Annotated in this window: 10 protein-coding genes and 1 tRNA gene; 5 read left to right on the top strand and 6 right to left on the bottom strand. The window is 42.8% G+C overall.

The annotated features are described in order from the left end of the window. The 5 genes from ACH10T_RS08450 to ACH10T_RS08430 form a co-directional block, all read left to right on the top strand. Nucleotides 1-615, top strand: a 615-nt coding sequence (locus tag ACH10T_RS08450) for an N-6 DNA methylase (RefSeq protein ID WP_394808861.1), incomplete at its 5' end; no start/stop codon positions are given. Nucleotides 616-617: 2 nt separating this feature from the next. Then, nucleotides 618-1,760, top strand: coding sequence for a restriction endonuclease subunit S (locus tag ACH10T_RS08445; RefSeq protein WP_394808860.1), 1,143 nt, complete (start codon nt 618-620; stop codon nt 1,758-1,760). 11 nt (nt 1,761-1,771) lie between these two features. Further along, a complete protein-coding gene (locus ACH10T_RS08440; protein WP_394808859.1) occupies nt 1,772-2,779 on the top strand; it encodes a virulence RhuM family protein in 1,008 nt (335 codons plus the stop codon). Beyond that, entirely contained in the window at nt 2,776-5,637 is a 2,862-nt protein-coding gene (locus ACH10T_RS08435) for a type I restriction endonuclease subunit R (RefSeq protein WP_394808858.1), read from the top strand. Before ACH10T_RS08440 ends, ACH10T_RS08435 begins: the two co-directional genes overlap by 4 nt. A gap of 260 nt (nt 5,638-5,897) precedes the next feature. Beyond that, nucleotides 5,898-6,383, top strand: coding sequence for a hypothetical protein (locus ACH10T_RS08430; RefSeq protein ID WP_394808857.1), 486 nt, complete (start codon nt 5,898-5,900; stop codon nt 6,381-6,383). 145 nt (nt 6,384-6,528) lie between these two features. On the opposite strand, the gene ACH10T_RS08425 is transcribed toward ACH10T_RS08430, so the two are convergent. From ACH10T_RS08425 to ACH10T_RS08400, 6 genes are all read right to left on the bottom strand, one after another. Then, nucleotides 6,529-6,605 (bottom strand) — tRNA-Ile (locus ACH10T_RS08425). Between the two features lie 13 nt (nt 6,606-6,618). Continuing rightward, nucleotides 6,619-8,874 (bottom strand): RNA polymerase sigma factor RpoD, encoded by a 2,256-nt coding sequence (rpoD, locus tag ACH10T_RS08420; protein ID WP_394808856.1) that lies wholly within the window; start codon nt 8,872-8,874, stop codon nt 6,619-6,621. A gap of 88 nt (nt 8,875-8,962) precedes the next feature. Next, nucleotides 8,963-10,762, bottom strand: coding sequence for a DNA primase (gene dnaG, locus ACH10T_RS08415; RefSeq protein ID WP_394808855.1), 1,800 nt, complete (start codon nt 10,760-10,762; stop codon nt 8,963-8,965). 98 nt (nt 10,763-10,860) lie between these two features. Next, on the bottom strand, nt 10,861-11,307 hold the full coding sequence (locus tag ACH10T_RS08410) for a GatB/YqeY domain-containing protein (RefSeq protein WP_394808854.1): 447 nt from the start codon (nt 11,305-11,307) through the stop codon (nt 10,861-10,863). 111 nt (nt 11,308-11,418) lie between these two features. After that, nucleotides 11,419-11,631, bottom strand: coding sequence for a 30S ribosomal protein S21 (gene rpsU / locus ACH10T_RS08405; RefSeq protein ID WP_013964468.1), 213 nt, complete (start codon nt 11,629-11,631; stop codon nt 11,419-11,421). Between the two features lie 482 nt (nt 11,632-12,113). Further along, on the bottom strand, nt 12,114-12,328 hold a 215-nt coding region (locus tag ACH10T_RS08400), incomplete at its 5' end, for a hypothetical protein (RefSeq protein WP_394808853.1).

Genomic DNA, 12,328 nt, shown 5'->3' with positions numbered 1-12,328 from the left:
TTCAGCGTGTACGGCAAACTGGCACCCAGCAGCAAAGCAGATATGGCGTTTGTGCAGCACATGGTTTATCAACTGGCTGATGATGGGACGATGGCAGTGGTATTGCCGCATGGCGTGCTATTCCGGGGCGCAGCGGAAGGTCATATCCGCCAGTATCTGATTGAGCAAATGAATTGCCTGGATGCGGTGATTGGTTTACCTGCCAATATCTTCTATGGCACCAGCATTCCCACCTGCGTGCTGGTGTTCAAAAAATGCCGCAGAAACCCCAATGACATTTTATTCATCGACGCCAGCCAGCACTTTGATAAAGTCAAAACGCAAAACATCATACGCCCGACGCATATCCAGAAGATTGTCGATGCTTATCTGGCACGCACGAATGAAGATAAATACAGCGCCGTCGCAAGTCTTGAAGCAATCAAGTCCAATGACTACAATCTGAATATTCCGCGGTATGTTGACACGTTTGAGGCCGAGGATGCGATTGACTTGAATACGATTGTGGAACAGCTCAAGGCACTGGATCAGCAAAGCCAACAGACCGATGAGACTATTGCGGTGTTTTGTCAGGAATTAGGGATTGCGCCACCATTTGCGGTGGCTGGGAAATAAGCATGAATGTGCCTAATCTCAGATTCGAAGGTTTTAGCGATGAGTGGATATTAAATAAAGTTGGGAGTATTTGTGATTTTATAGTGCCAGGGAGAAATAAACCAACAGAATTTAGAGGAGATATTCCTTGGATTACTACACCTGATATCGAGCAAAATGGAATCGTTACTGCTTCAAAAAAGAATCTGAACATAACAATCGAAGAAGCAAAAATTATTGGCTCCAAGATAGTCCCTAAAAATTCGATTCTTATTTCATGTGTAGGGGATTTGGGATTAATAGCTATTTCTGGCATTGATCTAATAATCAACCAGCAATTACATGCTTTCCTTCCAAAGGAGAATATTTATTTTAAATTCCTCCTTTATGCACTGACTACACAAAAACCATATATGGAGAAAGTTGCTACAAAAACAGCAGTTCCTTATATGAACAAAGATAACTGCAATTCAATTCCAGTTATTATGCCCTCTCTACCCGAACAAACCAAAATCGCCAACTTCCTCACGGCGATTGATGAAAAAATCACCCAGCTCACGCAAAAAAACGATTTATTGGCGCAATACAAAAAAGGTGTCATGCAGCAGATTTTTAGCCAGAATCTGCGGTTTAAAGATGAGGATGGGCGGGAGTTTCCTGAGTGGGAAGAGAGGCTTTTATGTGAGATTAGCAATATAACTACAGGCCAATCCAATCGGATAGATTCGACGTTAACAGGAGAATATACATTCTTTGATCGTTCGCAAGATATTAGAACTAGCGATATTTATCTATTCGATTGCGAAGCGATAATTGTTGCAGGTGAGGGTCAAGAGTTTTTACCAAAATATTTTATTGGTAAGTTTGATCTACACCAAAGAACATATACCATCATGAATTTTAAAGATGAAAGTTATGGTAAATACCTGTTTTACTATATTCATCATTATAGAAGTTACTTTTTATCACAGGCTGTCGGTTCAACCGTAAAATCATTACGATTGCCAATGTTCCAGAAAATGCCAATTAAGCTGCCGTGCTTAGTGGAACAAACAAGAATCGCCAACTTCCTCACCGCCATCGACGACAAAATCACCCACACCAAAACCCAGCTTGATGCCGTAAAGCTTTACAAGAAAGGCTTGCTACAGCAGATGTTTGTGTAAAGGATTGAAGAATGGAAGAAAAAAACATCATCATTTATAACACCCAAGATGGCAAAACATCGGTATCGCTTTTAACCAAAGATGGCACGGTATGGATGAATCAAAGCCAGCTTGCTGAACTTTTTGCCACCTCAGTGCCCAATATTAGCACTCATGTATCTAACATACTGGAGGATAAAGAATTAATTGAAGATTCAGTTGTTAAGGATTATTTAACAACTGCCGCCGATGGCAAAAAGTATTCGGTTACTTTTTATGCGCTGGAAATGATTTTGGCGATTGGTTTCCGGGTGCGCAGCAAACGCGGCACTCAGTTTAGACAATGGGCAAATCGCAATCTAAAAGAGTACATGGTTAAAGGCTTTGTGATGGATGACGAGCGCCTGAGAAATCCGGATGGCAGACCCGACTATTTTGATGAGCTGTTAGCCAGAATCCGGGATATACGCGCTTCTGAGAAGCGGTTTTACCAAAAGGTGAGAGATTTGTTTGCGCTCAGTAGCGATTACGATGCGACTGACAAAGCCACACAAATGTTTTTTGCCGATGCTCAAAATAAATTACTGTTCGCAATTACCCATAAAACCGCTGCGGAACTGATTGTAAGCCGTGCCAATGAAAACCAACCCAATATGGCGCTAAAGAGCTGGAAAGGTTCTGTTGTAAGGAAACAGGATATTTACATCGCAAAAAATTACCTTACTGAAGATGAACTGGATAGCTTGAATCGTTTTGTCACGGTGTTTTTAGAAACAGCAGAATTGCGCGCCAAAAACCGCCAGGATATTACTATGGATTTTTGGCGTGAAAATATCGACCGTATTATTGAATTTAACGATAAAAAACTGCTGAGCCATAAAGGCACTGTCAGTAATGCGCAGATGAAAAAAATGGTTGAAGCGATGTATGAAGCGTTTGATGGCAAGCGCAAAACATTGGAAGCCATAGAAGCCGATGAACAGGATTTGAATGAGCTTGAGCAATTAGAAGAAAGTATTAAATCAAGAAAGCCAACATGACCACCCAATCCGAATACGCTCTGGAACAGAATCTTATCGATCAGCTTGAGCGTATGGAATATGCGCGCGTGCGCATTGATGATGAAGCCGCGATGCTGGCCAATCTCAAGCGCCAACTGGAAGTCCACAACGACAATATCCAACTGACCCAGCCAGAATTTGACCGGGTGCTGAATCATTTGAACACCGGCACCATCGTGGAGCGTGCCAAAATACTGCGCGATAAGTTTGCGCTGAAACGTGAAGCCGCCAATGGTCAACCGGCTGAAACGCTTTATATCAGTTTTCTCAATTGTGATGACTGGTGCATGAATGAGTTTCAGGTGACGAATCAAGTCAGCATGTCAGCCAAGCGCAACAGCCGCTATGACGTGACGATCCTGATCAATGGCTTGCCGTTGGTACAGATCGAACTCAAGCGCCGCGGTGCTGAGCTGAAAGTGGCGTTTAACCAAGTTAACCGCTATCAGCATGAATCCTATGATGCCGGGGCGGGATTGTTTCAGTATGTGCAGCTCTTCATCATCAGCAATGGCGTGAATACCAAGTATTTCTCGAATAACAAAACGCAATCGGTTCTGCAAACCTTTTTCTGGACAGATAAAGAGAACAACCGCTTATCCGATTTGTGTGAATTTGCTAAAGAATTTTTAAAGCCTTGCCATATTGCCAAGATGATCACGCATTACACCGTGATTACTGAAGAAGGCGTGTTGAAGATATTACGCCCTTATCAGTTTTATGCCACAGAAGCGCTGGTGGATCGGGTCAAGAACAGTAATGACAATGCGTATATCTGGCATACCACTGGATCAGGCAAGACACTGACTTCCTTCAAAGCCAGCCAGATCATCATGCGCCTGCCCAAGGTGCATAAGGTGTTGTTTGTGGTCGACCGCAAAGACCTGGATTATCAAACCACGCGCGAATTCAATGCATTCGCCAAAGGCAGCGTGGATGCCACCACCGACACGCACAATCTGGTGAAACAACTCACCGATGACAGTACTAAGCTGATTGTCACGACCATCCAAAAACTCAATAACGCACTGATCAAACCCTATTACTTCGATAAGATTGCACACCTGCAAGATCACAAGTTTGTGTTTATTTTTGATGAATGCCACCGCAGCCAATTTGGTGAAACGCATCAGAACATCAAGCGATTCTTTAACAATGCACAGATGTTTGGCTTTACCGGCACGCCGATTTTTGCGGATAACGCCAACAATGGCATAGGGCAGATCAGAACCACCAAGGATTTGTTTGGTGAGTGTCTGCACAAATATGTAATTGTCGATGCCATCAAGGATGAAAACGTATTGCGCTTTGCAGTGGAATATGTCGGTAAATACCAATATAAGGACAGCGCCAATCAACTGGATATTGAGGTCGAGGCCATCAACAAACAGGAATTACTCGACAGCCCGTACCGCTTGGAAAAGATCACTGATTACATTCTGGCCCACCATGCACAAAAAACCAAGGCGACCAGCTTTACCGCCATGTTTTGTGTCAGCAGCATCGACAACTTGATCCAGTATTACGCGCTATTCAAACAAAAACAGGCTGGAATAGCACGCCCGCTTAAAATCGCCACGATATTCAGTTATGCCGCGAATGAACCCAACCCGCTGGCCAATGGCATGATCCCGGAAGAAGCGCCCGATGTGCCCAGTGATGCACGGGTGAACCAAAGCAGCAGGGATAAACTGGATGAGTTTATCGGTGATTACAATGTGATGTTTGGCACGAAATACAGTACCAATGATAATCAATCGTTCTATAACTATTATCAGGATATTGCCAAGCGCGTGCGCAGCGGTGAAATTGATATCCTGTTGGTAGTGAATATGTTTCTGACCGGCTTTGACAGCCCAAGACTCAATACGCTGTATGTCGACAAGAATCTCAAGTTTCATGGATTGGTGCAGGCATTCTCACGCACCAATCGCATCCAGAATGAAAAGAAATCACAGGGTAATATCGTTTGTTTCAGAAACCTGAAAGCCGCTACCGATGAGGCCATTGCGCTATTCTCAAACAAGGATGCCAAGGAAACGGTATTGCTGGAACCGTATGAAGATTATGTGGAGAAATTTAATAAGGCCACTGAAGAATTGTTGAAGATAGCGCCTACGGTTGCCAGTGTGGATGTTTTGCCCGATGAAAAGGCAGAGCTGGCTTTTGTCACCAAGTTTAGAGAGCTGCTGCGTATTAAGAACATCCTCACGACCTTCGCTGATTTTGATGACGCCAACTTGAACCTGGAATCGCAGCAGTTTGAAGACTATAAAAGCAAATATCTGGATATTCATGACAAGGTTAAAAAACAGACTGATCCCGAGAAAGTCTCTATTCTGGAAGATATCGATTTTGAACTGAGTCTGATCCACCGTGATGAAATCAATGTCGCTTATATCCTCAATCTGCTGGTAAACCTGAATATACTTGACCCAATTGAGGCCAAAAAACGCCAGAAAGAAATCATTGATCTGGTGGCCGGTGAAGTGCAACTGCGCAGCAAACGCGCCTTGATTGAAGCATTCATTGAAGAAAACCTACCCAAACTCAAACCGAATGAGAATGTGATCCAAGCATTTGAGAAGTATTGGACGGCAAGCAAAAAAGAAGCGCTCATGAAGCTATGCGCAGAAGAAAACCTGTCACAGCAAGAACTGGAAAAAATACTGAACCACTACACCTTCGCCAATCGCTTACCGCGTGATCAGGAAATTGTCGACACGCTTAACTTTAAACCCAAGATATTGGAGCGCAAACCGATCATTGAGCGGGTGGCTGATAAGATTAAATCGTTTATTGATACGTTTGTTGAGGGGATGGGCGGGAGTGTTTGAGAGTGATTTATTCGCTTGTTTATCGGTTTTGTCGGTTTTATCGGTTTTAATCCGTCGCTTTGGCAAATGTGGAAATTAAGAAAAAGTGAACAAGTTTCTGAATTAACTGTCTGTTATATAAGAGATACTAAAGAAAGCATGAAGCCGCCGCAGGTATGCCACGGGGCGGGAAAAATCTCTAGAGCTCTCATTTTAAAGTACCGCTCTATGACCAAACCTTCATAAACGTGAAGAAAAAAAGTTTTAAAGGAGATTTAAAAATGGCTACTCGTGGCAGAAAATCTAGCGCGTCATTAACCGTTGCGAAGTTTGATATAGGTGCAGCTAAAAGACTAGAAGCACCATTACATCTAAGCGATGCAGAAATGGCGGTTTGGTCAGAAATTGTAAACGATCAGCCAGCTACGTCATTTACCACAACGCACGCGCCCATGCTTGAAATGTATTGCCGTCATGTGGTGAACAACAGAATCATTGCTGATGAGCTGGTTAATTTCAACCGGGCATCGCTGGCTGATGATGAGGGTTTGAAACGTTACGATACATTATTAAGGATTGCTGAAAGAGAGAGTCGGGCGGCTTCTTCTTTGGCGACAAGATTACGGATTACACGGCAAGCAGTGGATCATCCCGCCACCGCAGGGCGTGCAATCGCCAATCATTCAACAGGCCGCAAGCCTTGGGATACGGAAAATAGATTCGCAAACAACATCAGGCGGTCAAGCAGCGAATCAGATTCGATTTAATCAATCCACCAGGATCACGTTTACCAGCCCGTCTTTATGGCGGGTTTTTGTTGTTTAATGTTGATAAATCGTGGTTACAAAACGGTTACAATTATCAGAAAAGAAAAAAGCGCTTAGAAAATATATCTCTAAGCGCTTGATTTATTGGTGGGTCTGGCTGGACTCGAACCAGCGACCAAGGGATTATGAGTCCCCTGCTCTAACCAACTGAGCTACAGACCCCTAAATTATTATTTTAATTATTACCAGTATCTAGGAAACTGCGTAAACGCTCAGAACGCGCAGGATGACGTAATTTGCGTAATGCCTTGGCTTCAATCTGACGAATGCGTTCACGGGTAACATCGAACTGTTTTCCGACTTCTTCTAAAGTATGATCGGTATTCATTTCAATGCCAAAACGCATACGTAGCACTTTGGCTTCCCGCGGCGTCAAAGAGTCAAGTATATCCTTTGTCACGCCACGTAAGCTAGCATAAACTGCTGCATCGGCTGGCGCCATCGTTGCCGCATCTTCAATAAAGTCGCCGAGATGCGAATCTTCATCATCCCCAATCGGCGTTTCCATAGAAATTGGCTCTTTGGAGATTTTAAGAATTTTACGAATCTTCTCTTCTGGCATTTCCATTTTCTGCGCTAGAACGGCTGGTTCCGGTTCTTGTCCGGTTTCCTGCAGGATCTGGCGTGAGATGCGGTTCATTTTATTGATTGTTTCAATCATGTGAACCGGTATCCGGATAGTGCGTGCCTGATCGGCAATAGACCGGGTAATCGCCTGACGAATCCACCAAGTTGCGTAAGTTGAGAACTTATAACCGCGCCGATATTCGAATTTATCGACCGCTTTCATTAAGCCAATATTGCCTTCCTGAATCAGATCGAGGAATTGCAATCCACGATTGGTATATTTCTTGGCAATAGAGATTACTAAACGTAAATTTGCTTCGGTCATCTCGCGCTTGGCCCGGCGCGCTTTAGCTTCACCTGTCGACATCTTACGATTGATTTCCTTCAAATCTTTGATTGGAATGCCAATCTTATCTTTGAGCGCTAGTAAATTTTGTTGCTCTTCCAGAACCGAAGGCCTATAGTGCTCGAGTGCTTGACTATAGGGCTTTCCAGCTTCGATTTCTTGCTTTATCCACTCAAGATTTGTTTCATTCCCAGGAAAAGTCTTAATGAAATGGTTTCTTGGCATTTTTGCTTTGGATACACATAGATCCATTATTTTGCGTTCGTAATTACGTACATCGCCGACTAATTCGCGCTGCGTATCGCAAAGCTTCTCTACCATTTTTGCTGAGAAGCGAATAGCCATTAGTTCAGAAGATATTTTATCTTGTAACTCAATATATTCCTGATGATACGGTCCGTCCTTTTCAAGAAGGTTCTGCATCTCGGTATAGATTTCACGAATAACCGAGAAACGTTCCAGTGCATCAGCTTTTAATTTCAATAAATCTGCACTGGCGATAGCAGCGCTGTCTCCATCCTCATCTTCATCTTCATTGCCAAGATCGTTGGCAGCTAATTCTTGCTCTAATGATTCTTCAGAAAACTCTTCATTAATAATATCTTGAGCGTTTGCATCCAGTAGCCCATCGACAACTTCATCGATGCGTAGGATATCCTTCTCAACTTCATTAGCCAGATCGACAATTCTTGCAATGATCGGGGGGCAGGCAGAAATTGCTTGAATCATGTGACGCAGACCACCTTCAATACGTTTTGCAATCTCAATTTCACTTTCACGCGTTAACAAACCCACTGACCCCATTTCCCGCATATACATGCGCACGGGATCGGTGGTGCGTCCAAACTCAGAGTCTACAGTAGAAAGTGCCGCTTCTGCTTCTTCTGCCACATCTTCATCAGCGACAGTTGTTGCTGCATCCGACATCAGCAATGTTTCGGCATCCGGTGCCTCATCATGCACCGATATACCCATATCATTGATCATACTGATAATGCCTTCTATCTGCTCCGCATCCAGCATGTCATCAGGCAGATGATCATTGATTTCAGCATAAGTCAGGTACCCGCGCTCTTTGCCCAACCCAATCAGCATTTTCAGGCGCATGCGACGCGCTTCGAGATCTTGTGGCAGTGAGTTACCGCCATCGATAACAGAAATTGCTCCCACAACAATCACTTGGTCAATTCCAGCCGTTGCTTTATTTTTCTTAGGTGTTCTACCTCTGGTTTTCTTGCCATCAGTGGATTCGATGTCATCTTCTCCAATGATTGATTGTGAAATCTCAGTAGCAGCGTAAGCCGCTCTAGCGGATACTTTTATATCAGCGGCACCTACGCTTATTGTTTCTTCTTTTATTTTTTTAGCAGTTATTTTTACCTTTTTTTCAGTTTTGACTACTAATTTATTAGACTTTTCTTTCTCAACTGCTTCGGTATTGATATTTTTTATTTTTTTAGTTACTGATTTCTTGGTAACTTCATTACCTTTTGACTCGACCGCTTTTGTCTTTGGCATATTGGATTCCCAATAATATTGGATAAATTAAAAGCTAAAAGTATTAGATTGTATCAAAATTCGATAACACTGACACCTGTAGCTGATTTCATTTCATAGCCAATCGTTGGAGTTCTCGCTTTTCTTCGTCGGTTAACCTATCCAAGGATTTGCTATGTAATTCAGTCATACGTTTATTCCGTTGCGTTTGCTGTAATTTCTCTAATACTTCTAAAAACTCTTCCTCCAAATCAATTGCACTACCCCATTCCAAGGTTTCACTTTCAATATCTTCCAGTAATGCTCTATATGGGCTATTTTGCAAATAAGTCAGTATTGAATGCGCAGATTTACTTGCTATCAGCTGAGGGTGCGTATCAAGAAAATCAACAAGCGCTTTTAACGCAGCAACTTCTTCACTATTTTCGTTACATTGGACAAGCAAATATTTGTCTAGTTTAGCGATATAATTCGGGCTATACAATAGCATCCTTGCTAACCGACGATAAGGAGTAATTGGTTGTTTTCTCGCCGCATTCTTGATCTTATGCGCCCTGGGCACACGCTTTATTTGCAACAACTCTTCTAGCTCACCTTGACTAATCCCGCTCAATTCCCCCAAGCGTCTTACCAGCATCACAGATAATGCTGGCGCTACCACTTGCTGCAATAGCGGCTTTGCATCACTGACTAACTTGGCACGACCTTCACTGGCCTGGAGATTTGTCCCTGCACATAATTCCTTGAATAGAAATTCTGACAAGGGTATTGCTTGCTTAAGTTGCTGTTCAAAGGATTCCTTTCCATACTGGTTCACGTAACTATCTGGATCAGCTCCCTCGGGCAAAAAAAGAAAACTCAGATACTTTCCATCTGAAAGCAATGCCAAACTATTCTCAAGCGCCCGCCACGCGGCTTTCCTGCCCGCTTTGTCTCCGTCGAAACAAAAAATAATATTTTCGGTCTGACGCAAAAGTTTTTGTATATGAAAGCTAGTAGTAGCCGTACCCAATGCTGCCACTACATAATCAATCCCGTGCTGTGAGAGAGCGATGACATCCATATAACCTTCTACAACAATCACACGATTGGCTTCACGTATCGCGCGGCGCGCCGAGAAGAAATTATATAATTCCCGTCCCTTCTCAAATAAAATTGTTTCCGGAGAATTCAGATATTTCGGCTCTTCCTGCTCTAATACGCGACCACCAAAGCCAATTATTTGGCCTTTCTGGTTCAGAATCGGAAACACAATACGATCCCTGAATCGATCATATTGCTTGGCTTCGTCACTGATTATTATCAATCCGGCTTGCAGTAATATTTTCCGGGTTCTATCAGATTTATAATCAGTAAAAACGGCTTCGAGATTTTGCCAGCCAGCCGGGGCATAACCAATTGCAAATCGTGCTGCTATCTTCCCGGACAAGCCGCGTTTCTTGAGATAGGCAATGGCTTTTTCTGAAATCTTGAGCTGCTCTCGATAGAAACGGGTAGCAGCTTGCAGCACACTTAACAGATCCTGTGGTGATATTTCTGGATTATTGCTGCCCAGGCCATTTACTGGATATTGCGATAAATCATCTGGAACAGTCTGTTTGAAAAAAGTATCCGTCTGTTGCTCAGGTACCTGCATCCCAACATAAGCTGCCAGATCATGCACAGCTTCAACAAAGCTCAATCCGCTATATTCCATTAAAAAACTAATTGCGTTCCCGTGCGCGCCGCAACCAAAGCAATGATAAAATTGTTTAGTCTGGCTGACAGTAAATGAAGGCGTTTTTTCACTATGAAACGGGCAGCAAGCAATAAAGTTAGCGCCTGCTTTTTTTAGTGGAACGTGACGATCAATCGCATCAACAATATCTACACGATTGAGCAGGTCATAAATAAAAGGCTGAGGAATCATTTACCGAAAGCAATCAATAACATCCAGCTTCAAGTATAAATAAATTACATCAACTATGGTGTCGTTTAAAAAAACAATCCCAAAGTAGTTGGGTAATCTCAGGCTGATATTTTTCCTTTAATCAGCATTGACACTTTAGCCATATCCGCACGCCCGGCAAGTCTCGGCTTCAATATGGCCATAACTTTACCCATATCCTGCATACCTTTTGCTCCTGTTTCAGAAATTGCATCAGCAATCAACGCATCAATTTCAGGATCATCAAGCGCTTGCGGCATATATGCACTTAATACAATGACCTCATCTTTCTCAATATTAGCCAGATCCAACCGCTGCGCAGCTTCATACTGCGTAATAGAGTCCTTCCGTTGCTTGAGCATTTTTTCAATAACCGCGATCACTGCGGCATCATCAAGCACGATGCGTTCATCGACTTCGCGCTGTTTAATGGCAGCCTGTAACAAGCGTATGGTATCCCGCTGCTTGGTGTCACCCGAACGCATAGCTGTTTTCATGTCTTCAGTAACTCTCTGTTTCAGACTCATCGTACACCATGCAACGAATTGTTAGTTGATTAGCTTTGATGATTATTCCGAGAATGCTCGGAAATAGCATTACGCTACACTCAAATTTATCTTATTTCTATTTATTACGACTTAATAAAGCTTAGGAGGTAACAATTGACTACGCAAACGCTTGTAGTTACGTTTTACAGCCGCCGCCAGTTTCCGCTTACGTTCCGCCGTCGGTTTTTCATAAAACTCGCGTGCGCGTAATTCTGTCAGTATTCCTGTTTTCTCAATGGAACGTTTAAAACGTCGCATAGCAACTTCAAATGGCTCGTTTTCCTTAAGCTTGATAGTCGTCATAAATAGGCAAAAACCCTTTGGTTAGTTATATAAAAAATACAATGGAACTCTATTTTGCCCCGCACCCTGCAACGGGACGCAACAAAAGCTTTAAATTATAACACCAAGAAGTTTGCTATAAAAGATAAAGTTGTATCAGAACTAACAAGCAGAATCACCGGGGGATTCACATACTTACTAGATAACAACCAGCAGTACTCCACCATCAAACGCCGCCCGGCAGCTTTCTACCTGACAAAATTTTATCTCACTTTTAGTGTGTGGAAACTCACTTAGAATTTTTTTGATGTCATCAATAATGCGCTCTCAGATGATTTATTTCTAATAATCAATTTAGTGAGTGAGTAAGAATGTTAAGTAATTTAAAGACTGCACAGATTATTCTGTCTTGGCTATTAGTTATTTCTTTCGTTATTGGTATTTTGATACTTCCTCAGTATGTTTTCGCGGAAGATCTCGATGAAGAAGATCCTCCTCAAGATCTAGTACTGAAAGGAGATAGTAAGTGTACGGCATGTCATGATGAAAATAGCGACAATCCAATACTTGCGATTGGAAAAACCAAACATGGAACCATTGCAGACCATCGCAGGTTCTGTCGCATTAAGCGAGATCATCGATACCTTCGTGTAGACTGTTGACATCGAAAAAATGGTGAGGCTACATGCTGGTTGTAAAAGGAATGCGATTTCCGATT

It is taken from the genome of Nitrosomonas sp., assembly GCF_043753625.1.
Classification (GTDB): Bacteria; Pseudomonadota; Gammaproteobacteria; order Burkholderiales; family Nitrosomonadaceae; genus Nitrosomonas.
This window is presented reverse-complemented; position numbering and strand designations above follow the sequence as displayed.

Excerpts from the sequence above, each read along its gene's own strand:
- ACH10T_RS08445 (WP_394808860.1), top strand. The coding sequence starts at position 618 with ATGAATGTGCCTAATCTCAGATTCGAAGGTTTTAGCGATGAGTGGATA.
- ACH10T_RS08440 (WP_394808859.1), top strand. The coding sequence starts at position 1,772 with ATGGAAGAAAAAAACATCATCATTTATAACACCCAAGATGGCAAAACA.
- ACH10T_RS08435 (WP_394808858.1), top strand. The coding sequence starts at position 2,776 with ATGACCACCCAATCCGAATACGCTCTGGAACAGAATCTTATCGATCAG.
- ACH10T_RS08430 (WP_394808857.1), top strand. The coding sequence starts at position 5,898 with ATGGCTACTCGTGGCAGAAAATCTAGCGCGTCATTAACCGTTGCGAAG.
- rpoD (WP_394808856.1), bottom strand. The coding sequence starts at position 8,874 with ATGCCAAAGACAAAAGCGGTCGAGTCAAAAGGTAATGAAGTTACCAAG.
- dnaG (WP_394808855.1), bottom strand. The coding sequence starts at position 10,762 with ATGATTCCTCAGCCTTTTATTTATGACCTGCTCAATCGTGTAGATATT.
- ACH10T_RS08410 (WP_394808854.1), bottom strand. The coding sequence starts at position 11,307 with ATGAGTCTGAAACAGAGAGTTACTGAAGACATGAAAACAGCTATGCGT.
- rpsU (WP_013964468.1), bottom strand. The coding sequence starts at position 11,631 with ATGACGACTATCAAGCTTAAGGAAAACGAGCCATTTGAAGTTGCTATG.